Source organism: Corynebacterium striatum (assembly GCF_016728105.1).
GTDB classification, from domain to species: Bacteria; Actinomycetota; Actinomycetes; order Mycobacteriales; family Mycobacteriaceae; genus Corynebacterium; species Corynebacterium striatum.
In genome coordinates, this window is the sequence record NZ_CP068158.1 from 1,170,900 (window position 1) to 1,192,911 (window position 22,012).

General features: G+C 60.8%; 21 protein-coding genes and 1 pseudogene. 9 read left to right on the forward strand and 13 right to left on the reverse strand.

All coding sequences use genetic code 11. The features are described from left to right. Positions 1–4: 4 nt before the first annotated feature. Positions 5–1,165 (reverse strand): RtcB family protein, encoded by a 1,161-nt coding sequence (locus I6I72_RS05485; RefSeq protein WP_049063227.1) that lies wholly within the window; start codon positions 1,163–1,165, stop codon positions 5–7. A 161-nt stretch (positions 1,166–1,326) separates the two neighbouring features. Here I6I72_RS05485 and I6I72_RS05490 point away from each other — a divergent pair, with 161 nt between their 5' ends. Then, complete coding sequence (locus tag I6I72_RS05490; RefSeq protein ID WP_152908270.1) at positions 1,327–1,590, forward strand: hypothetical protein; 264 nt, start codon at positions 1,327–1,329, stop codon at positions 1,588–1,590. A gap of 141 nt (positions 1,591–1,731) precedes the next feature. Continuing rightward, positions 1,732–2,061 (forward strand): annotated as a pseudogene (locus I6I72_RS05495) (hypothetical protein); the annotation flags it as partial. Between the two features lie 1,764 nt (positions 2,062–3,825). Here I6I72_RS05495 and I6I72_RS05500 read toward each other — a convergent pair. Further along, on the reverse strand, positions 3,826–4,131 hold the full coding sequence (locus I6I72_RS05500) for an SDR family oxidoreductase (protein ID WP_049062434.1): 306 nt from the start codon (positions 4,129–4,131) through the stop codon (positions 3,826–3,828). Between the two features lie 76 nt (positions 4,132–4,207). On the opposite strand from I6I72_RS05500, the gene I6I72_RS05505 reads away from it, so the two are divergent. Then, a complete protein-coding gene (locus I6I72_RS05505) occupies positions 4,208–4,594 on the forward strand; it encodes a hypothetical protein (protein ID WP_049062435.1) in 387 nt (128 codons plus the stop codon). 55 nt (positions 4,595–4,649) lie between these two features. Continuing rightward, a complete protein-coding gene (locus tag I6I72_RS05510; protein WP_201807669.1) occupies positions 4,650–7,904 on the forward strand; it encodes a DEAD/DEAH box helicase in 3,255 nt (1,084 codons plus the stop codon). Here the strand turns inward: I6I72_RS05510 and I6I72_RS05515 are convergent. After that, complete coding sequence (locus I6I72_RS05515) at positions 7,901–9,115, reverse strand: ATP-binding protein (protein WP_005531161.1); 1,215 nt, start codon at positions 9,113–9,115, stop codon at positions 7,901–7,903. The two genes, I6I72_RS05510 and I6I72_RS05515, sit on opposite strands and share 4 nt — an antisense overlap. A gap of 155 nt (positions 9,116–9,270) precedes the next feature. On the opposite strand from I6I72_RS05515, the gene I6I72_RS05520 reads away from it, so the two are divergent. Together I6I72_RS05520 and I6I72_RS05525 are read left to right on the forward strand one after the other, a co-directional pair. Continuing rightward, positions 9,271–10,353, forward strand: a complete 1,083-nt coding sequence (locus I6I72_RS05520) for an alpha/beta hydrolase (RefSeq protein WP_049062437.1) — start codon at positions 9,271–9,273, stop codon at positions 10,351–10,353. 38 nt (positions 10,354–10,391) lie between these two features. Next, on the forward strand, positions 10,392–10,850 hold the full coding sequence (locus I6I72_RS05525; RefSeq protein ID WP_046645682.1) for an S-ribosylhomocysteine lyase: 459 nt from the start codon (positions 10,392–10,394) through the stop codon (positions 10,848–10,850). Between the two features lie 16 nt (positions 10,851–10,866). Here the strand turns inward: I6I72_RS05525 and I6I72_RS05530 are convergent, their stop codons facing one another. The 3 genes from I6I72_RS05530 to I6I72_RS05540 form a co-directional block, all read right to left on the reverse strand. Next, on the reverse strand, positions 10,867–11,778 hold the full coding sequence (locus I6I72_RS05530; protein ID WP_065420371.1) for an aldo/keto reductase: 912 nt from the start codon (positions 11,776–11,778) through the stop codon (positions 10,867–10,869). 120 nt (positions 11,779–11,898) lie between these two features. After that, positions 11,899–12,744, reverse strand: coding sequence for a PDDEXK family nuclease (locus I6I72_RS05535; RefSeq protein WP_049062440.1), 846 nt, complete (start codon positions 12,742–12,744; stop codon positions 11,899–11,901). A 112-nt stretch (positions 12,745–12,856) separates the two neighbouring features. Further along, entirely contained in the window at positions 12,857–13,960 is a 1,104-nt protein-coding gene (locus I6I72_RS05540) for a UDP-N-acetylmuramate dehydrogenase (protein ID WP_049062441.1), read from the reverse strand. A gap of 24 nt (positions 13,961–13,984) precedes the next feature. Between I6I72_RS05540 and I6I72_RS05545 the strand changes: the two genes are divergently transcribed. The 3 genes from I6I72_RS05545 to I6I72_RS05555 are packed head-to-tail and all read left to right on the forward strand — an operon-like array spanning position 13,985 to position 16,153. Further along, positions 13,985–14,476 (forward strand): DUF2505 domain-containing protein, encoded by a 492-nt coding sequence (locus I6I72_RS05545; protein WP_005531167.1) that lies wholly within the window; start codon positions 13,985–13,987, stop codon positions 14,474–14,476. An 18-nt stretch (positions 14,477–14,494) separates the two neighbouring features. After that, complete coding sequence (locus tag I6I72_RS05550; RefSeq protein WP_049062442.1) at positions 14,495–15,307, forward strand: class I SAM-dependent methyltransferase; 813 nt, start codon at positions 14,495–14,497, stop codon at positions 15,305–15,307. A gap of 51 nt (positions 15,308–15,358) precedes the next feature. Beyond that, positions 15,359–16,153: an LmeA family phospholipid-binding protein gene (locus I6I72_RS05555; RefSeq protein ID WP_049062443.1), complete on the forward strand. Its 795-nt coding sequence runs from the start codon at positions 15,359–15,361 to the stop codon at positions 16,151–16,153. A gap of 12 nt (positions 16,154–16,165) precedes the next feature. On the opposite strand, the gene I6I72_RS05560 is transcribed toward I6I72_RS05555, so the two are convergent. The 7 genes from I6I72_RS05560 to I6I72_RS05590 form a co-directional block, all read right to left on the reverse strand. Continuing rightward, positions 16,166–16,636, reverse strand: coding sequence for a deoxyribose-phosphate aldolase (locus I6I72_RS05560; RefSeq protein WP_049062444.1), 471 nt, complete (start codon positions 16,634–16,636; stop codon positions 16,166–16,168). A gap of 2 nt (positions 16,637–16,638) precedes the next feature. Continuing rightward, positions 16,639–16,929 carry a DUF2516 family protein gene (locus tag I6I72_RS05565; RefSeq protein WP_005531171.1) on the reverse strand — a complete coding sequence of 97 codons (291 nt, stop codon included), beginning with the start codon at positions 16,927–16,929 and terminating at the stop codon, positions 16,639–16,641. 13 nt (positions 16,930–16,942) lie between these two features. Then, positions 16,943–17,404 (reverse strand): hypothetical protein, encoded by a 462-nt coding sequence (locus I6I72_RS05570; RefSeq protein WP_049062445.1) that lies wholly within the window; start codon positions 17,402–17,404, stop codon positions 16,943–16,945. A gap of 21 nt (positions 17,405–17,425) precedes the next feature. Next, on the reverse strand, positions 17,426–18,712 hold the full coding sequence (locus tag I6I72_RS05575) for a DUF445 domain-containing protein (protein WP_049151243.1): 1,287 nt from the start codon (positions 18,710–18,712) through the stop codon (positions 17,426–17,428). A gap of 102 nt (positions 18,713–18,814) precedes the next feature. After that, a complete protein-coding gene (locus tag I6I72_RS05580; RefSeq protein WP_049062447.1) occupies positions 18,815–19,186 on the reverse strand; it encodes a hypothetical protein in 372 nt (123 codons plus the stop codon). 47 nt (positions 19,187–19,233) lie between these two features. Then, complete coding sequence (locus tag I6I72_RS05585; protein WP_049151245.1) at positions 19,234–19,983, reverse strand: succinate dehydrogenase/fumarate reductase iron-sulfur subunit; 750 nt, start codon at positions 19,981–19,983, stop codon at positions 19,234–19,236. After that, positions 19,983–21,998 carry a fumarate reductase/succinate dehydrogenase flavoprotein subunit gene (locus I6I72_RS05590; RefSeq protein ID WP_049062448.1) on the reverse strand — a complete coding sequence of 672 codons (2,016 nt, stop codon included), beginning with the start codon at positions 21,996–21,998 and terminating at the stop codon, positions 19,983–19,985. The genes I6I72_RS05585 and I6I72_RS05590 overlap by 1 nt, the downstream gene beginning before the upstream one ends. Positions 21,999–22,012 lie beyond the last annotated feature (14 nt).

Sequence of the window (22,012 nt, forward strand, 5' to 3'; positions counted from 1 at the left end):
CAGGTTAGGTGCCCTTAACGTTGAGAATCTGGCGCAGGGTGTGCTTGACCTCAACGAGCTGGGTGGCATCGGCCATCACGCGGTCGATGTCCTTGTAGGCGTCCGGAATCTCATCGACGAACTCGGCGCCGGGACGATAGACGATGCCTTCCATGCGTGCGGCAAGGTCCGCCTCGGTGAAGCGGGCCTTGGCCTGGGTGCGCGACATGACGCGACCTGCGCCGTGCGGCGCAGACTTGAGGCCCGGCGCGTAGCCCTTGCCTTCCACGACGTAGCTGGCGGTGCCCATCGAGCCGGGGATGAGACCGCGGTCGCCCTCATCCGCCTTGATGGCGCCCTTGCGCGTGAGCCACACGTTCTTACCGTAGTGGTTCTCGCGCTGGGTGTAGTTGTGGTGGCAGTTGATGCGCTCGAGCTCGAGGTTCTCGCGATCCGCGCCGGACCAAGTGGCGACGCAGTCGAGGAAGCGGTCCATCATCTCATCGCGATTGAGCAGCGCAAAGTGCTGTGCCCAGTGCAGATCCGCAATGTAGGAGTCGAACTCTTCCGTGCCCTCGACGAGGTAGGCCAGGTCCTTGTCCGCAAGCTGGATCCAGTGCTTCTCACAGTGGCGCTGCGCGGCCTTGATGTGCTTCTGTGCAATCTTGTTACCCACGCCGCGCGAGCCAGAATGCAGGAACAGCCAGACGCGGTCGGATTCGTCGAGACACAGCTCGATGAAGTGGTTGCCACCGCCCAGGCTGCCCAACTGCTGGCGCCAGTTCTTCGAATGACTAAGGTCCACGCCGGTGTCCTGGGCCAGCTGCGCGAGCTCGCGCGTGCGGGCCTCGGTGCGCGGGTCCATGATCCAACCGTTGTAGTTTCCGGGCGAGAGTGGAATGGAGTCTTCGACCGCGGTGCGCAGGTCCTCGAGAGCGAAGTCCTGGATATCCGCGTGCGTAAGGTGGGTCCGCACGGCAATCATGCCGCAACCGATATCCACGCCGACGGCCGCCGGGATGACGGCACGCAGCGTACCGAAGACGGTGCCGACCGAGGAGCCCTTGCCGAAATGGGCATCAGGCATGAGCGCCACGTGTGGGTAGACGAAGGGCAGGTCAGCGACGAGTTGTGCCTGCGCCACCGTCTTGTCTTCAACAATGGAGGCGAAGTTGTGCAGGCGCATAAAAGAGCCTTTCTCTGCGTTTGCGTAACGCAGTTCGTGAGAAAGGGCCTGCTTTGGCGGCTGACTTATAGGTTTGCGCGCGGGTCGCGCGGCTGGCACCAACGTCCGGGATAAGCAGGGCCGCTTTCCCGGGAAATGGTCAAGTCAGCCTGTTAGAAGAGTTGCTTAAAGAAGAGTTGCTTAAAGAAGCGTCCGAGCGGCTGATTGTTATAGGTCATCATCGCGGGTTCGCCTCCTTTATGCTTTCTTGTTCTTCTTTCGGGCTGTTAGTGCTGCGTGTGAGCCTACACGATGTACGCGATTTCTTCATGCGATTGATGATGCAAGGGAATTCACCCAGCCACGAAAACTTGACACCGTCCATTCAACAGCATTCGCTGCCTGCTTATTTGTTCGTCCGTCTGGCGGAGTATCGTGCGCCGTGATGAGCTTCATTTGATCGTTCAGCCCGCCTCGACCTAGTCGAGAGTGGGCTGGATCTTTATCTGGGTTATGCAGCAAGATTGCGCTGGGTAAAGCCGACGTCGTGGTCGCCGGCGGCATCGACGACGTGCAAGGCGAGTCCCTCCAAGGCGGGTGCCGCGCTCTTCCAGACCGGCGGTATCATCGACGTCTTCCGCACCGGGCGCATCCCCGCCAACGTCTCGCTGGACTGCGTTGATCCGCTCATCGCACCGAAGGCGAAGAACCTGGTGTGGCTGCGTTCGCCGCTCGACCTAGGGGCCGCTGGCCGTCCGGTCAAGGCCGCGGCGCTCACCTCGCTCGGCTTCGGACACGTCGGCGCGCTCATCGTGTACGCCCACCCGGGCGTGTTTGAGGAGGCCGTCGCCAAGCAGCGCAGCACTGACGCTGCAGCTGCTTGGCGCGAGCGTGCCGAGCAGCGCCTCGCCGCGGGTCACGACCGCTGACAAATGAGCGGCCTGCACAAACCTGGCATACATTATTGGGGATAAGAGACAATTGTTGAAGACCCATCTGCTCACTAACGGCGAAGCCGCCCCCTTCCAACTTGCAAGGTCCCATATAAGTTTGATGCTAGACACAGCAATGACCCAAAACAAAGTGATTATGATGGTGCATTTCTCGATTGGGTTTTTAGTGGTATCGCGCCACGGTACAGCTCATCGAACGGCTGCTGGAACGATAAAGCAGCACACTACAAGACAAAAGTTCATGAAAATTTGGGTAAGAGTATTGCCATCTCTTGAATTCTTCAGTAATCTCCTCGACAAAACCAGATTGACAAGAGAATTAAGGAAATGAAGTTGAAGAATACATTCCAAAAAGTCTTTCCCGTTCTTGTTGTAGCCGCAACAATATTCGCTACCCCCCACCGGAAGTTTTGCCCTGGAGACCACCCCAACAGTATCCGCCGCATCCCCAGCTGATAGCACGCAAGACAAAAACTTAGTTGGCAATCAAGCTTTAGCAATCCCTGCAAGCGAGGTATCAGAGTCAACAGATTTTGATACTGCGATGGCCACACTGTCTCACTACCTCGTATATCGGGCGGACGGACAACGCCATTTCGACACCGAAAAAGCCAAAGAAGAAAATGCGTCGCATTATTTACTCGTCGCAGGAGAAAACCTCAACCGCGTAGCCGACAATAACGAGGTCATGATATATAGCCTTGAAACGCGCGACATGCCTGGGTATGGAAACTGGTGCGGCCCAGGGCACAGTGGTCCGGGTGCCCCCAATCAATACTCTCGACTCTCTCTGCCAAAAGCATGATAAATGCTATGGTTCGCGAGGATACTTCGCTTGCTCATGCGACAGGGAGCTGGTTCAAGGAATTCGTAAAACCGGGGCAAATTCAATGGAGTCGGAGAAAACGCGATGGCCCTTGCTATTGCTACATATTCCAATTCCGCCCCGTGCAATCCATTAGCATAGTGGGTCCCCAACGGTCCAGGAAGGAGAAAGAAATGAACAGGCACAAAAGCAACAAGAGCCTAAAGTTAAGTAAACTTCTCTCAGCTTTACTCTCAACAACTGCGATTGCGTTCCCGTATCTTTTTCCTTCCATTTTTCCGGAAGGGACCATGCCATATTACATCATTACCGTACCCATAGGTGTAGCAGCTGGAGTCCTTGCATACAAAAGCCAATCGTGGTTGCTTGTTGCATTTTCTATTCTTGCCGGATTATCCCCTCTACTGTTCGCTTGGATAATTTGGGTTGTTATCGGGATCATATATTTTGTCACGGACGGTCGCTTCCCCAGCGCTGAATGGCTCTAAAGAATTCAGAGCCGCAGCACACCCTCGGCGAACAAAATATGCCTGAAATTTCCAGATCCCGCGCCCCCTACTGCGGTGCGGGCTTTCCGCAGCTTTAACCGTAAAGGTGTCAAAAGTGAACTGCTCCCCATAATCCGGACTGAAAAATCAGAAACCAGATTGTGGGGAGTTTTCTATGCATCCAGCAGCAAGTTGAGCCAGGCTCAGCGTGAACAAGCAGTGGAACTATTTGAGCAGGGCTATGGCGCTAGAGCGGTCTCTAATCCTCTCGTCTCATACGCTTCGCTAGGTCTATCCTCCCCGGACGCGGCTGCCCTACTTTCGCCCTCATCACCAAGCTCTGGCGAACAGCACATGTCATGTCAGCGCACCTAAGTTTTCCAACGATCATTTCACGGATAGTCGACCTGCGGTTTAGTGGAAGACCATGCCACCGTCGACGATGATGGTCTGGCCGGTGATGTAGTCAGAGTCAGGACCAGCGAGGAATCCGATGATCTTGGCGACGTCCTCGGATTCGGAGAGGCGCCCCAAGGAGATGTCCTTGGTGAACTGCTCCCAGCCCCACTCAGCGGGCTTACCGGCGTTTTCTGCGAGCTCCTCGGCCAGTCCCTTCATGATCAGAGTACGCACGATGCCCGGCGCGATTCGGGCGGCGGCACGCGAGGGGGCATCGGCAGCGCTGACGGCGCATACGGAAGCTCGGATTCGGCGCAGCACACGTAACGTACGCGCAGATGAAGGTCCTCTTTCGAATCCCACAACGCCGCAGCAGGGGCGCCAGTATGATGAGAGAATGTCTGCTCTCACTTGCTCGGCACGGCTCGCCCAGGCCGCCGCTGCCTCATTCCTTGCCCTCGCGGCGCTCGCCCCGACTACGGCGTCCGCTCAAGAAGTTACACCGCTGCCTGCACTGTCCTCGACAAGCCTCACCGAGGTCATCGACTCCTATGCGGGCGCGTCCATGTTTATCAATATCAATGCTGGCTATCGGGTCATTCATCCCACGAGTCCCGCCGAGGAGCAGCTCATCCGCTGCATGGATTCGGTACCCAGCAGCTCGCGGGACCGCTGGAGCACGGCCGGCATGATGAGCAGTTATGCCGCGGGCTGGTGGTGCATTTTGAGCAACCCGCAGCTCTCTCTAGCGTTAGATAGGCACATCGCTCGCCCCATGAATTAGCAGCGCTTTCGCCGTCAGCGACCTCGTGTCGGCACCCTCCCGTAGCATGTGCGGTGTGAGGACCGAGACACTCAATAACTTCGTAGACCCGCGGGTCGTCCAGCGCGGGGTTGCGCTGGCCACGCAGAATGCCGCGCGCATCGAGTCCATCGAGGCTGCCCGAGGCGAGGGCGCCAAGGTGTCGGGCTATTGCACCGGGTCGCGTGGGGACGAGTACTTCGTCACGGTCGACTACACGCTGGGCACCGACGGGGTGGTCACGGCTTTTAACTCGTGGTGCGCGTGCCCATATGGCGAGCGGTGCAAGCATGCGGTGGCGCTGGCGCTCAAGCACCACCTTGACTATCGCGAGATAGGCAAGCGCGAGCCGTTGGGCGCGTTCGGCGAGTTTGTTGACCACCTTGTGGAACGCACGGACAGCTTCCGCGAAACACGGGAGGTGCTCAGCGAAGTACTGGGGTGGGAACGGCGCCGCCGGCCTGTACGACGCGAGCCGACGTGGCAGGAATTGTTAGAGGAATACCTGCCTGTGGAATCCGCAGAGTCCTCGGCCGCCACGCCAGTCGCGGTGGTCTTCGAGACCGACTTTAACGTTGTGGGGGATCATGCGGTGTTGCGCAACCTCAGCGTCACCGGCGGCCGACCGCGTAAAAACGGACGCGGGTGGGTGAGCTCTGACATGACGCTGGCTAAGCTGCAGAACGGCACCGGTCATCCCGTCGCAGAACGAGACCGCGACCGACTCATTGAAATTCTTTCCGAGGCTGGTTCTTACGACATTCATAGCCAGCCTCAGTCATTGCGGAGTCTCCGCAGTCCCAAGTTCTTTGCGCTTCTCGACGAAGCCCAGGAGCACGGCATCGAGCTCACCACGGCAGACGGAGGGCTCGTCATCCTCCATGAAGAGCCGCTCACCCCAACCGTGTACGTCACCGAGAATGATGAGGGGCTGCGCATGGACGCCGCGATCGTAGAGTCCGGCGACCATCCCCCACTCATTCTGGGATATGAGGCGCGCGGTGCGGCATGGTTCGATGATGACGGGTACCTGAACCTGGGACGCTTCCGGCACCGCGCACCAGCGGAATGGCAGCGCCTACGGGAAGCCCGCCGCCCCATCACGGTGCCGCCGGAGGGCCGCGCCGAATTCGAAGAGAAGTTCCTGCCGCGACTGCGTGCAACCGGGTGGAGCAGTCCGGACGAGTCGTTTGTGCCCACGCCACCGGCACCGCCCGTGGTGCGGGCGTTTGTCACGGCCACGGCCCACCTGTTGCGCGGGGCCGTCGAGTTCCGCTTCGCCTACTCCAACGGGCGCACGTACGCGCTGGGGACGGAAGCGGACCCGACGCGCAACGGGGAATCGGAAAGCGAGCTGCTGGCGGGCCTGGAAGGCTTCAACCTCACGGACCGCGAGATGATCGGCGCAGAACTCATGGAATTCCTGCATGAGACGCTGCCGCAGCTGGAAGCCGCGGATGTCGATGCACGGTTGTCGCCCGGCGCGCGGGAGCTCCTCGGGCTGGAGACGGCCGAGTCCATCGATCTCCACGCGGGACTCAAGGGCCAGGACAAGGACTGGCTCGACTTGTCGATGGAAGTCCGTGTCGACGGGCAGGGCGTGCCGCTCGCGGAGGTCATCCGAGCGCTGCGTTCGCAGGCGCGCATCCTCATCGTGAACGGGCACTACGCACACCTCGACTCCCCGCAGTTCGATAAGTTCGCGCAGCTCCTCGAGGACGCGCAGGGGCTTTCCGACGCCCGCCGCAACGCCGTCCGCGTGCCGAAGACGCGCGTGGACTGGTGGGAGCAGCTGGGCGAGCTCGACGCGCTCCAGGTCGATGAGCGCGCGTGGCTCGACAAGGTCGTGGCAGCAGCGCACACGGAGCTGCCCTCGTTCGACGTGCCGGCTGCGTTGGACGCGACGCTGCGCCCATACCAGGAAGACGGTTTCCGCTGGCTGGCAAGCCTGCGGCGGCGTGGATTCGGCGGCGTGTTGGCTGACGACATGGGCTTGGGCAAGACCATCCAGATTTTGTCGATGATCCTCGATTCTGGCGCCGGTCCCTGGTTGGTCGTGGCGCCGACGTCCGTAGTTTCCAACTGGAAGGCCGAGGCCGCGAAATTCGCGCCGTCACTGCGGGTGACGGTGGTGGAAGCGACGGTGAAACGACGCCAGGATTCTCTGGCATCTCTGGCGGAGTCTGCGGATGTGCTCGTCACCTCGTATACGCTTCTGCGTCTCGAGGCATCCGAGTACCAGGCATTGGGCGTGGCGGGCGTGGTTCTCGACGAGGCACAGAACGTGAAGAACCCGACATCCAAGATCTACGCAGCGGTGCGCGACCTGCAGGCGCCGGTGCTCTACGCGGTGACGGGTACACCGATTGAGAACTCGCTCAAAGACGCATGGAGCCAATTCTCCCTCGCCGCGCCCGGTTTGTTGGGGAGCTTCCAGCAGTTCCGTGAACGTTTCGAAAAGCCCATCGCAGGCAACGACACAGAGCTGTCCAAGACGCGCATGGCGGAGCTGCGCCGCCGCGTCGAGCCGTTCCTGCTGCGTCGGCGCAAAGCTGACGTCGCGCTCGACCTGCCGCCCATCCAAGAGCAGGTCGTGCCGGTGGAGCTCGCGCCCGCGCATCGCAACCTGTACGACGTGCACCTCGCCCGCGAGCGCCAGCGCGTGCTTCGCCTGCTCACCGAGGATCCCGAGTCCAACCGCGTCGAGGTGCTCGCCGCGCTCACCCGTCTGCGCCAGCTCGCGATTTCGCCGACGCTCGTGGAACCCGAGTCCGGTGCACCCAGCTCCAAGCTCGACGCGATGACGGGGCTCCTGCGCGACATCCTAGCCGAGGAACACCGCGTACTCATCTTCAGTCAGTTCACGAGCTACCTCGCGGAGATTCGTGCCCGCCTCGAGGCCGAGGGAGTTTCCTTCTCCTACCTCGACGGCGGCACGCGCGACCGCGACGCCGCGATCCGCGCGTTCACGGAAGGTAACACGCAGGTCTTCCTCATTAGCTTGAAGGCCGGCGGCGTGGGCCTCAACCTCACGCAGGCGGACTACGTCATCGTCGCTGACCCATGGTGGAATCCGGCAGCGGAGGCCCAGGCCATCGACCGCGCCCACCGCATTGGCCAGACGCAGCCCGTCACGGTCTATCGGCTGGTCTCCGCGAACACCATCGAGGACAAGGTCGTCGCCCTCCAGGACACCAAGCGCGCGCTGTCCAGCGCCTTCCTCGAGCCCACCGGTTCCGCGACCGGCGGGGCAGCGCTCGATGCAGCGGCGATTAGGGACCTGCTGGCCTAACGCAACGGGGCGCCGTCGAGGAAATCAGCGGCATGGAGATGTACTACCTCTCCAGTGTTCAGAGGCATTGCATCGAATGTGAGGAGAATGCAATGGCTGCCAGCGGGCAGGCCACGGAAGGAAGACAGCTCCCGATGCAGCGTCTTATCATCCAAGGCCGTGAGCGCGACCTGCACATAATAGCGTTCCTTATCCCGCGTCACCACGAAGTCGACTTCTCCCTGCGGCGCATTTCCAACTGCAACCGAGAACCCCCGCCGAAGCAGCTCGAGATAGACCATATTTTCCAGATCGTGCCCGGCATTCGACGAGTTCGCTCCAAGTAACACGTCACGCAGTCCTGGGTCGACAAAATAATACTTGGCACCGCCTTTGAGATGTGCTTTCCCACGGACATCAAAGCGGTCACAGCGATAGAGCATGTGCGCATCGACCAAAAGACCGAGGTACCGCTCCACCGTTGGTTGCGTCGTTTTTGCGCCCGCAGATGTCAGGTAATTGGCAATCTTGTGTGCCGACAGCTGCGAGCCCACATTATCGAATACGAATCTCGCGACCCTCATGAAGATGTCAGGATCTTTAATTGCACCTCGCAGTGCAATGTCGCGCGCGAAAATAGAGTCGAAAATGGCGTTGTTGATCTCCCGTCGGATTTTCGGAGATCCTACTTGCGCCGCGGCTGGCAACGTACCGCGCATCCATTCCGCGTAACGAGCCGAAGGCTGAGAAGGAGCTTCCGGAGCGAAAGAGGAGTACTCATGAAGCGAAAGAGGAAACATCTCCAGCTGTATATAACGCCCAGCTAGGTATGTAAGTCCCTCGCCCACGAACATGGAAGCATTCGAACCCGTCACCGTGATGGTGAGATTCTCGTGAAGCCGCAGCGAGTTAATAACCTGTGACCAATCGTCGAGCTCCTGAACCTCATCCACATGAAGATGCGTCGCCCCCGTTGCTGCAATTCGTGCCGTCATTTCCTCGTGAAACCGCTGGGCTTCACGAAGCCCCAGAGTGGAAAAATCCTCAAAGTTGACAGAAACGACCTTTTCAGAACCAACGTGTTGCTTATAAAGCTCCAGTAGAGACGACTTTCCCGAACGTCGCACACCACTTATTACTCTCACCATACCGTTAGTAGCCGGATCCGCGTCCCAATCCACCAATGTCTGCAGGTAGTCCTTGCGGGTGCGAAGTTCATGTGCGCGAGTCATGACTTAAAGTTTAGTTCAGATTTTCACCAATGGCGACAACAATTTAAAGTTAACTTTAGTTTTATTCCAATTCTGGATGGAATTTAAAGTTAACTTTGGTACTGTTGCTGTGCTGCCATTAGGAAAGAACCCCGCCACCGGCTACATTCGTTGCCATGCCTCTTACTTTCTCCCGCGCGGCTGCAGCCTGCGCTACTGTGCTCCTTGCTGCGTCGACCGCCGCCCCGGCGCTCGCGCAGTCCTCGAACTTCGCGCCTTCGGAAGTCCTGTCTGGACTCGCCCCGGGATTTGAGCCTTCGCAATTCCCGCAAGGCTCCTCAACGGTGCTGCCCAAGGTGGACGGTACAAATGTCCCGACCACGGATGGCTCGGGCGCGCGCTTGGTCGAGACCCGACACATCGAAAAGAACGTCTACCAAATCGACATCTACTCGCCGTCGATGGACCGCGTCATCACGAATTACTACTTGAAGCCTTCTGTTGACGGACCGCGCCCGACGGTCTACCTCATGCAGGGCTCCGAGGGCGGCGAGTTCGGCTCCACTTGGTACACCCAGACCAACTATGAGGACTTCTTCGCGGACAAGCCGGTCAACGTTGTCTCCGCCGTCGGTGGCCGGGGCTCCCAGTTCGCGGACTGGCGCCGCACGGACAAGGAATTCGGCATGAACAAGTGGGTGACGTACTACTCGCAGGAGCTTCCCTACGTCATGGAGCATGAGTTCCACGGCGACGGACGCTCCGCCATCGCGGGCTTGTCCATGTCGGGCTCGGCGGCGCTCAACATCGCGGCAAAGTCGAACGGTAAATTCTCCGCCGCTCTGGGTTTCTCGCCGTACCCGGCGCCGTCCTCCGTCATCGGCCGCGCGTTTAACACGGTCATGACCGCGCGCCTGGGCGGAGACCTCGTCAACGCCTTCGGCTGGCCGGATGACCCGGCGTGGGACGACAACGATCCGTCCGCTCACCCGGAGCGCCTGCGCGGCATCAAGGTCTGGGTGACCACCGGCAATGGCACGCCTATGACGAAGGACCCGTACGACCTTGATGACTTCCAGGAGATGCTCGCCGAGACCATTGCGCGCCCCATGACCGACCAGTTCGTGGCCAAGGCCCGCGCCGCCGGCGTGGACATCACCTACGCACGCGAGAACTACGGCTCGCACTCTTATGAGTTCTTCGAGCATCAACTGCCGAAGGCGTGGTCGCAGGCCATCGCCCCGGCACTGGGACTTTAAATCGGGCTTCGCGGAAGTCGAACGATAGACTCGATCCCATGACAAAGAGCAACGTGGAATCCTTTGAACTCGACCACCGCCTAGTCAAGGCCCCGTACGTACGCGTGGCCAAGCGCGAGCGCCTCAGCGACGACGTGGAGATCATCAAGTATGACCTGCGTTTTTGCCAGCCCAACGAGGAGCACCTAGAAATGCCTACGGTGCACTCCATTGAGCACATGATGGCCAACTTTATGCGCGACTACACGGATAAGCTCATCGGCTTCGCACCGATGGGCTGCCAGACCGGCTTCTACGCCATTACGTACAACATGGAGCAAGACGAGTTGCTGCATGCCCTCGAGAACGGTCTCAACGACATCCTCAACGCCACCGAGGTTCCGGCCGCCAACGAGCGCCAGTGCGGCTGGGGCGCCAGCCACTGTCTTGAGGGTGCACAGGCCGCTGCCCGCGAGTACCTCGCGCACAAGGACGAGTGGCTCGAGGTTATGGCTTAACCTTTATCCGCGGGTCTTATCTACGGCTCTTATCCACGAAGCCTTCGTGCAGTTGCGTCAACCGCGCGCCCTGCACGGGCTTTCGGCTTAGTACCTCGTCAATGGCCTCGCACTCCTGCGCGCTCAGCGCAGTGACTGCGAGGTTTTCTTTGATCCGTGCGAGGTTCGTCGAACCGGCAATCGGCACCACGTCCTTGGACAGCAACCAGCCCAGCGCTATCTCGGAGATGTTGCGGCCGGGCACTGCTGCCGCCACCTCCTGCGCCAGCTGCTTGTTGGCCGCGAAGTTCGCAGAGTGCAAACGCGGCGAGGAAGAATCATCATCTGGCTCGCTGCGGCCTGCCAAAAGCCCCTTCGCCAGCGGTGAATAGGCCAAAAACTCCGCGCCCAACTCGCGGGCTAGCGGGATGATTTCTTCTTCTACGTCGCGGCTAAAGATGGAGTATTCATACTCCAGATACTTCACCGGGCAGACCTTGTGCGCGCGACGAATGGTCTCCGGGCTTGCCTCGCACAGCCCGAAAGCGGCCACGTCACCTGCATCGATAAGTTCTTTCACTGTGCCCGCTACTTCCTCAATGGGCACGTCTTGGTCCACGCGATGCTGCATATACACGTCCAAGCGCTCCCGTTTTAGCCGGCGTAACGAACCATGGGCGCTCGCGCGAATAACCTCCGGGCGCGAGTTCAAAGCGCCGGTGGGCTTTCCTCCCTCAATTTCCCATCCGAACTTGGTGAGGACGCGGGCGCGGTTGCCCAGGGCGTCGCCAAGCATTTCTTCGCCCGTGAAGGGCCCCTGGATTTCAGAGGTGTCGAAAAGCTCTACGCCTGCCTCCGCCGCGCCACGCAGGACATCGACCATCTCGGCGCGACGCGGGGAATTGGAATAGGAGTGCGGAGTCATTGAGGTACAGCCAAGCGCGATCATGGACACCACCGTAGCTGCTTCCCTCGTGTGCGTGTACCTCCCTGTGTAAATAGCCCCCTTAAACCGGCCCGATTTCCTGCGCTAAATACACACAGAAGTACGGTGCCGCGGGCACAGCGTTCACCACGGCGCGTTCTCGTAGCGGAAATAGTAATGCCACTTCCACGCTGGCGGCAGAAACTGCCCTCCCCCGCAGGCCACGGCGATAACCTGGTCGACGGCCACCTGCAGATGATGCTCAATCATGCCTGCCGTGAAATGCAGGGGCTTCCACCCGCGCTGCACCGCGTCGTTGAGCTTCTGGCGGTCCAGCTCAAAACGCTGGATGCGCTCACCTTTGTGATACTCGTAGCCGTCGATCTCGATCGCGACCTTCTCCTTTGCCAGCACGATGTCCCAGTAATAAGGGCCGATGCGTTGGTTGTTGGTCACGGTGAGGCAGGCATCGGCAAGGGCTTGGGTGAGAAGACGCTCGTATTTGCTATCACTGCCGATGACGCTACGCTGCATAATCCGCCGCGTGCGCGCGGGAAAGCGCTGGAAATCCTCCCTAAAAAAGGCCAACCTTTGGTGGCCATCCTTGCCGTTGCAGAAACGCTCCAAGAACTCGATGGCTTTGTCTTCTTCCACAATCTCCAGCGCTTGCAGCGGATTGCATGCGTTTAGGCCGTTGACCATATATGGGCCCTTGGGTGTGGCGCGCCGCGTGGTGAAATACTCACAGGTACGAGCGTGACGTGCCGCCATGAGCTGCAGCGGAAACTCCAGCTTGCGCTCGGCATAAGCGGCCATGGCCGAGCCTCCATCCAGAACGGTGCCGGGATAGCGCTCGTTCAGAATCCCCGCGAGTTCGCGCGGGGTGGGTTGGCGCGGCAACGTCAGGCCCGGCGTGATGCGCACGGCTTTGCCCTTCGCCACGAGGCGATCGATAGTGCGCGAGTGTTTCCCCCGAATTGGTTGCAGCATCCTCTACTTCCCCCAAGTGTGCGTGCTCCCCCAAGCATGCGGATACCTCTCAATGTAAATAGGCCCGTCAATTCGCGCAATTGGGAGGCCTATTTACACACAGCGGTACGTTCTAGATGGATACCCCAATCCAGACCGGCTCCGGCACGAGCTCCACGCCGAAGCGCTTGGCGACGCCCGCGCGAATCTCGCGCGCCAACGCCACCACATCGGCAGCCGTCGCGGTCCCGCGGTTGGTCAGCGCGAGGGTATGCTTCGTGGACAAGGTAGCCGGACCAGCACCTGGATAGCCCTTTGCGAACCCGGCGCGCTCGATGAGCCAGGCGGCCGAGAGCTTTATTTCCTCGCCGTCCGAGCCTGCGTGGACTGCGTGGCGCGGCATGCGGTCTGCGTCCTCGGCGCCGCGTTCAGTGCGCACGATCTCCTGGATTCTATCGGCAACCGCAGAGTCCACGATGGGGTTGGTGAAGAAGGAGCCGGCGGACCAGGTGTCGTGGTCGGCGTCGTCAAGCACCATGCCCTTGGACCGACGCAGCGAAAGGACCTGCTCGCGGACCTCAGCCACGGGCCGGCGCTCGCCTGGGGTCTGCGTGAGCTGGCCAAAGCGCAACGGCTTGGACAGGCCATCGGTGGTCAGCTGCAGCTCGATGGCCAGCACCACGCCGCGGCCGGTGAACTTCAGGTTGGAGTAGCGATACGCCAGCTCCAGCGCCGCGGCGGGCACCCAGGAGGCCTCGCCGGTCGCGCGATCGAAGAGGTAGACCTGCGTGAGGACGTCGGAGATCTCGGCGCCATACGCGCCCACGTTCTGGACCGGAACGGCACCGGCGTCGCCCGGAATGCCGGACAGGCACTCGATGCCGCCCAGGCCGCATTCCACGGTCATCGAAACGACGTCGTCCCAAGTAGCGCCTGCATCCGCGCGGACCAAACCGCTGGCCACGGAGACGTCGATATCGTCGAAGTCGAGGCGCACCACAACCTGCTCAAGCTCGCCCTCTGCGACCACGAGGTTTGAGCCGCCCCCGACAACGAGGTACGGGACTTCCTCGAGCACGCGCAGCGCCGCCACTGCAGCCTCCGCGGTCTCGCAGTGCACCGTGGCCCGCGGCGAGCCGCCAATGCGCAGGGTGGTCAGGTCCTTGAAAGTGGTCTCATGTTCCACCGTCACGCCCGTGATCTCTTGCAGCTTCTGGGTCATAAATTCGTCAAGCACGTCTACCAAGGTAGTCTGTAAAGCATGTCAACCCGTAGCGAAAACACCGTAACGATCAATCAGCCCATCGAAAAGGTACACCAGGCGTTGCTCACGCAGGGTTACTGGGAGCACATTGTTGCTAACCTTTCTCCGGATCCGGGCCAGGTTCACGACTTCACCAACAACGTAGCCATCCTCTTCGAGGTGCTGCCAACCACCTTGCTGCCTGAAGCTGTCCGCGCCATGGTTTCCCAGGACCTCAAGGTCAAGCGCGTCGTCACCATCGGTGACCTCAACGGCAACGCTGCCGACGTCAAGTACACCGCTGACGTCAAGGGCACCCCTGTTGACTTCGGCGGCGACATCGCCCTGACCGGCGAGGGTGATACCACCACCCTGTCCTACGTCAACGAAATCTCCGTGAAGATCCCGATGATGGGCGCTGCCATCGAGCCGAAGGTTGCCGATGCCCTAGGTGAGCTCTTCAATAACGAGGGCAAGCTGACCGAGCAGTGGATCGCTGACAACCTCTAAACGCTACTTTTAACAGAAATGGCCGATCACGCACATAACCTGCGCGCAAGCGCGAGTGCGGGTCGGCCTTTCGGCGTTATTACCCGCGGCACCACCAATCAAAACAGGCTTCGTCGCTGCGACAGGTGGGTCGCGGCGCACCCCGCCATCACGACTTTGCTGCGGTCCGTGGAGGAGCCGCTGGCTCTCGACGTCGGCTATGGCGCGTCCCATTTCACCACCGTGGAGTGGGCGGGCTGGCTGCGCCGGGTGAATCCGCGCGTGCAGGTGACCGGCCTGGAGATTGCGCCGGAGCGCGTGCTACCGCCGCGCGACGGCGTGACGTTCGAGCTGGGTGGATTCGAACTGGCGGGCTATCGTCCGCAGCTCGTTCGCGCGTTCAACGTGTTGCGCCAGTACGACGTCGCCCAGGTTCCGGAAGCCTGGCACGAGGTTACCTCGCGCTTGGCCCCGGGCGGATTCTTCATCGAGGGCACCTGCGATGAGCTGGGTCGGCTTTCTACCTGGATTCTGTTAAACGCGGACGGGCCGCAGTCTCTGACGCTCTCGTGGGACCCGTTTGCTGTGGAGAAGCCTTCGGATTTGGCCGAGCGCCTGCCCAAGGCGCTCATCCACCGCAATGTGCCAGGCGAGCCCATCCACGACCTTCTCAAGGAGGCTGACCGCGCCTGGGAGTACTCGGCGGGCTGGGCGCCGCATGGACCACGCGTGCGATGGCGCATGGCGCACCAATCGCTTATCGACGCCGGGCTTCCCCTCCACCCGATCCGGCGCCGACTTCGCGACAATGTTTTGAGCGTTGACTGGGAAGTCGTTGCGCCGAAGCTGTGAAGGCCCCACCCGCATTGGCCATCTGCCGCCACATGAGTAACACTAGTAGGCATGGCTAAAAAGAAGACTTCACTAGCATGGAAAATTCTCATCGGGGTGCTCGTCACATTCCTCATTCTCGTGTTGGTGGCGGAATTCGGCATGCGCTGGTTCATAAGAAACCAGATGAAAGACCAATTCGTGCAGGCAGCCAAGGACGAAGGCGTTGAGACTCAGGAGGAGCCGGACGTTAGCTTCGGCGCTACCCCGCTGTTGATTGGCATGCTGGGCGGCAAGCTTTCTGAGATGAACATGACCACGCCGTCCACGCTGAAGATCGAGGGCACCGAGATCAAGGGCCAGCCGGCCACCGATATCCACATCGAGGACATGACGCTCTCTGATGACCCGGTAGCCGGCTCGTTGCGTGCTTCGACCAAGGTTCCGGACGATTTCCTGCTGGCCACCTTCCAGAAGGCCATCGCGGAGAAGTCAGGTAGCGATCAGATAGCGAACCTAGCGGTCTCTGACATCACGGCTAACGACGCTGATAACGTCCTCAACGTCGAGTTCGCTAATGGCTTGGCTAACCTGGCGCTGGAGCCTGTCGCACGCGACGGCGGCCTGTCCATCAAGGCAAAGAACGCTTCCCTGCTCGGCTTTGAGTTGCCGCAGGAGGCTACCGGGGCCATCTCCTCCGCCTTGCAGGAGGGCATGAAGGACCAGTTCATTGGCGAGGGGCTTAGCGTCGAAGCAGTTGACGTGGCAGACGGCGAGCTGGAAATGACCATCGTGGGCAAGGACGTTCCGATGAGCAAGCTGGGCGCTGTGACCGCGGGCGGCCAGAGCGCCCCTGCGCAGGGATAGCGAATCCGCGGCCTAAGCGGTAGTCCACACGAGAGCCGGCAGTACACCTGCCGGCTCTCGTGCTATCTGGGTTTCGGCTTCAGCGAGGTGTTCCTGCGTGGCATAGATAAGCTTGTCAAAGCCCGCCTGGGCTGCCGCGCGTGCCGCGGCGGCCGCATGCTCGCTAGATGGGACGATGAGCCCCAATGCGACTGGCTGAGGGCAGGCCTCGCGCACGGTGATGAGATCGGTGAGGAGGGCGGTGGCGTCGCCAAGCAATGCATCAACTGCAACCCAAACCTCCGCCGCACCGGATTGCACCGCAAGGCGCGCCTCGGAGGCCTTGATGAGGCTGTGGTGGCGGCCGGTGGGATAGCCCGCCACGGTGGCTACGTGCGGCGCCTGTGCAGCGGCGAGCACGTGCGTGGGCGAGACGAGGAGGGCGCTGTCATTCTGCGCCGCTTCGCGTACATCTGCGATTGTTGCTTCAAGCAGGTTGCGCATTTTTAATAGCTGTAGTCGCCGTTGATGATGGCCTTGAGCTGGGGGCGGACATCAAACCAGTACACGCCGGTGACCACGGCGCCGATCCACTCGATGAACGGCAAGTGCAGGTTCATCGCCACTGCGGAGCCCACCAGCAGGCCCACCCACGTCCACTTGCCCTGGCGGTCTCCGGCACGGAATGCGTCTTCGCGGGTCGTGGCGGCCACGACGGCGCCCACGATCGCGAAGATTGAAACGGCCATGAAGATCCAGTGCTCCATGTTTGCGAGAATATAATATGCAGTGTTCATACGTTAGAACAGTCTAGCTGGCGGAACCGAAGGGGTTGGAATTGTCGTCGTCGACGACCTCACCTTCGACGATGTTTTCATCCAGCGGAGCCTGCGGCGCAGTCTCGGCGGCCTTCTTTGGGGTGGCGCGCTTTTCCTTCGCATTGGAGATAGCCTCGGCCACGCCCTCGCGGCCTTCTTCAAAGGCGGCGGTGACGTCCTGACGGGCGCGCGCGAAGGACTCGGATTCGAAGGTCTCAGTTGCGGCGCTAACGACGGTCTCGCCCAGTTCGCGGACGGTTTCGGTCAACTTATCGATGAAGGGCTTCTCCCCCTCTGCGGAGCTTGGCTCGTCGGCTGCGCGGGCGACGCGCTCGGCCTTCGCCTGCTGCGCCTGCTGCTGGCGCTCCTCCTTGAACCGGTTGCCAAAGTTCTTTGCCACCTCAGCGCTGGAGGCACCGGCGGTTTTCAGTGAGTCGAGAAATGAGTTATCCATGGAGTTCTCCTTCTAAGGCCCTTAGGCTCCAAAAACTAGATGGTTGACGGTATAGATAACCAATCCTGCCAGTGTTCCCACAACCGTGCCATTGAGGCGGATGAATTGCAGGTCTTTTCCTACCAAAAGCTCAATGTTTTCGGAGGCTTCCGTGGCGTCCCAGCGCTTGATGGTCTCCGGGATGATGCTGATGATGTCGCCGGCGAAGTTCTCGGCGGCCCAGCGCGCGGCCTTGTCCACGATGTCATTGGCCTGCTGCAAAAACTTCGGGTCCGTTTGCACGCGCGTGCCGAAACGCTGGGCTTCGGTGGCGATCTTCGTGCGCAAGAAGGACTCGGGATCCGCAGCCTGCTTGGCGACGCCGCTCCTAAAGGCCTCCCACGCCGCCCCCGGCATGGCTTGGATCTGCTCGGAGCTCATCATCTCTTGCTTGATGCCTTCGACACGAGCGACCATCTCGGGATCGTCTTGGAGCTTCTGCGCGAACAGAGTGAGGTTGCGGCGGATAGCTTGGCGCACATCGTGGTTCTTGTCGTACTTGACCTCGGAGGCCCACTCGACGATGGCCACATAGACCTTGTCGCCTGCCATGCCGCGGGCAAAACGAGGCAGCCAGGCGGGCATCTTTTCATCGACGAGCTCGATGACGGCATCCTCCATGGTCAGTACTTTGCCATGGGCCCAGTCGATGAGGTCGTCGACAAGCGGCTCTGCTTTGCCATCGGCGATGTAGCCCTCGAGCAAACGCCCGACCGGCGGACCCCATTCGGGCTCCATCATGCGGTCGAGGATCTGGGTGCGGATGAGTTCCTCGGCCTCGGCGTGGTCAAAGCTGTTGACGGCGCGGGAGGCCATGTCTGCGGCCTTGTGCGCGGCGAGCTCCGCGTTGCGCGGCTGGGCCAGCCAGGCGCCGGCCTTCTCGGGGATGTTGTTCTCCGAGATCTTCGCCGAGAGCGCATCCGGGGTGAGGAACTGTTCCTCTACGAAGGTGCTCAGTGCCTCGCCTACCTGGTCCTTCTTCCTGGGGATCAGCGCGGTGTGCGGGATCGGGATGCCCATGGGGTGGCGGAAGATGGCGGTAACCGCGAACCAGTCCGCGAGGCCGCCGACCATGCCAGCCTCGGCGCCCGCGCGCACATAGCCCACCCACGTCGGGGCGTCGGGGTTGTGGTGCTGCCACCAGGAGCACGCGAAGAAGATGACTGCGGCGAGGATGAGCAGGCCGGTGACGCCCCACTGGTACTTGCGCAGGGTGCGGCGGCGCTCGGCGACGTCGGCTGGGTTGGGGCCTGGGACGGCGATGGTCATTGGTACTCCTTGGTCGAACCTAAAGACTAACCCTGTTATGTCCCTAGAGACTAACGAAGCCCCCGCGCCACGAGGGCTGCGGGGGCGTCCGATGCACAGAAACTAGTTGATACGACCGGTCTCAGAACGATACTGACGGTAGTAACGACGACCGTAGTGGATGAGACCAACGCAAGCGACAGCAATGACGACGAGCAAGGCAGCACCGACGATGATGGAAATCTGGGAGCTCTCCTGGCCCACGCCGTACTGGAAGGCACCAACGCCGAGGCCCCAAATCAGGGTGCCGGCTGCCGGCAGTAGAGAAAGGATCAGGCCCATGCCGACCCAGGTGGAGGTTCGCAGCAAAGAAGAGTGCGGTGCGCCGAAGGATACTGGGTCGTATCCCTCAATGTAAGAGTCCTGGATCTTGCCGGAGAACTCCGGGTAGGTCTCACTTGCGTGATCAGCAACTGCATGGGTGTTGTCGCTCATGGCTGAAACTTTCTCTCGTTCCTGTTATTCCTGTGAATGACTATATCTTAGTCGTCCTTGCCGCGGAAAGCAGCACGTGCACGTTCGCGGGTAACCGCGGACACGGCGGTCAGTGGGACGCCTGCCGGGCAGACGTCAGCGCACTCACCGTAAAGGGAGCAGTGACCGAAGCTCTGCTCAAGGTCGTCGACCATGTTGCGGGCGCGGCGGCCACGCTCTTCCTTGCCCAGCGGCATGAGGGAGAGGTGAACCAGCTTGGCGCCCGTGAACAGGTGTGCTGCACCGTTCGGGCAAGATGCCACGCAGGCACCACAGCCGATGCAGGCAGCGTGGTCGAGGGAGTACTCAGCGGTCTCGTGGTTGAGGTGCAGAGTATCTGCGTCCGGTGCGGTACCGGCGTCCATGGATACGTAGCCACCCTGCTCCATGACGTGGTCCAGCTTGGCGCGGTCCACGATCATGTCCTTGATGACGGGGTATGCAGCGGAACGGAATGGCTCCAGCTTGATGGTGTCGCCATCCTTGAACTGGAACAGGCGCTGCTGGCAGGCCGGGGTGTTCTGGCCAGGGCCGTGCGGACGGCCGTTAACCAGCAGGCCACAGGTACCACAGATGCCCTCACGGCAGTCAGAGGCAAATGCGAAAGGCTCGTTGCCAGCCTCGATCAGACCATCATTGACGTGGTCCAGCAGCTCCAGGATGGACATCTGCTCGGCGGCGTCAGCGACCTGAATGGTCTCGAACTTGCCTTCTTGCGTCGGTCCGGCTTGACGCCAGATCTCAAGTGTCAGTTTCATTACTTGTAGTTCCTTGTCATCAGCGGGATCGAATCAAAGTACAGAGGCTCTGCGTGGCGGATAAACTCGCCAGCGTTTGCACCCGGCTCCCAGGCGGAAACGAAGCACCAGTTCTCATCATCACGCTCAGCCTCGCCATCCTCAGAGAGGTGGTCGTCGCGGAAGTGCGCACCACAGGACTCATCGCGGTCCAGAGCGTCAACACACATGAGCTCGCCCAGGTCGATGTAGTCAGCAACGCGCAGACCGTACTCGAGAACCTGGTTCATGTCATTTGCATTGCCGGTGATGCGGACGTTTGCCCAGAACTCCTCACGCAGAGCGCGGACCTTGTCGATAGCAACTTTAAGGTCCTCGACGTTACGGGAAACGCCGCAGCCCCAGTACAGAATCTCGCCAAGCTGGCGGTGGTAGTAAGCCGGGCCGTGCGGGTTCTCGCCGCGAACGCTCATGAGGCGGTCGATGCGGGACTGCGCGCGCTCAACAGCCTGTGCTGCCTCTGCGGAATCCTCAGCCAGCTTGGCCTCACCGAGGTGGTGAGCCAAGTAGTTCGGGATGGTGAACGGCAGGGTGAACCAGCCGTCGACGGATGCGGACAGCAGGGAGTTAGCGCCCAGGCGGTTCGCACCGTGGTAGGTCCAAGAGCACTCACCGGCGGCGAACAGGCCGTCGATAGCGGTCATCTCGTTGAAGTCGGTCCACAGGCCACCCATGGTGAAGTGGCAGGTCGGTGCGATACGCATCGGGGTCTCGTATGCGGATTCGCCGATTGCCTCTTCATACATCTCGATGAGGTTGGAGTAACGCTCACGGATCTTGTCCTTGCCGAGGCGCTGGATAGCGTCACGGAAGTCCAGGTAAACGGAGTTGTGCAGCGGTCCGACGCCGAGGCCCTTGTTGATCTGCTGAGAGATCGCACGGGAAGCAACGTCACGCGGAACCAGGTTGCCGAAGGCCGGGTAGCGACGCTCCAGGAAGTAGTCGCGCTCCTCTTCCGGAATGTCGTTGGCGGGGCGGTCGTCGCCTTCCTTGATCGGGGACCAGATGCGGCCGTCGTTACGCAGGGACTCAGACATCAGAATGGTCTTGGACTGCCACTCGGAGTTGACCGGAAGACCCGTCGGGTGGAACTGGATGAATGCCGGGGAAGCAAGGTATGCGCCCTGCTCGTAGGCACGCATCATGGCACCAGCGTTGGAGTTCTTGGCCAGCGTAGACATGTGGTAGACGTTGCCGTAACCGCCGGTACCGAGGATAACTGCGTGGCCGGTGAAGGCCTTCAGCTCGCCGGTGATGAGGTTACGGGTGACGATGCCACCTGCGCGCTTCACACCATTGTCGTTGTAGGTGATGATGTCCTGCATGTCGTGGTGAGCAAAGAGCTCCACGTTGCCCAGACCGATCTGGCGGTACAGCGCCGAGGTGGTGGACAGCTGCAGCTGCTGACCTGTTTGACCACGGGTGTAGTAGGTACGAGAGACCTGCACACCACCGAAGGAGCGGGTAGCCAGGGTGCCGCCGTACTCACGGGCGAACGGCGCACCAATGGCGTTCATGTGGTCGATAACACGGACGGACTCGTAAGCTAGGCGCCAGCAGTCGGACTCGCGGCAACGGTAGTCGCCGCCCTTCACGGTGTCCTTGGTGTGGCGGTAAGCGGAGTCGTTGTCAACCTTCTTATGACGGGAAGAGTTAACACCACCCTGTGCAGCAATGGAGTGCGCACGACGTGGGGAGTCATGGTAGGTGAAGACCTTGACGTTGTAGCCCAGCTCGCCGAGGGCGGCAGCTGCAGAACCGGCCGCCAGACCGGTACCAACAACGACGATCTCGAACTTGCGGCGGTTCAGCGGGGAGACCAGCTCCATGTGGTCTTTCTGGTAGCTCCACATGTCCTTCATTGGGACGCCGTGTGGCTCGTGGGACTCCAGAATTCGGCCAGCGGTGACGCCAGGAACAATCGACGTCGGGTGCGAGAACGTTGGGTGCTCGCGCTTGAGTTCAGTGTTAGACATACTCAAAAGCTCCT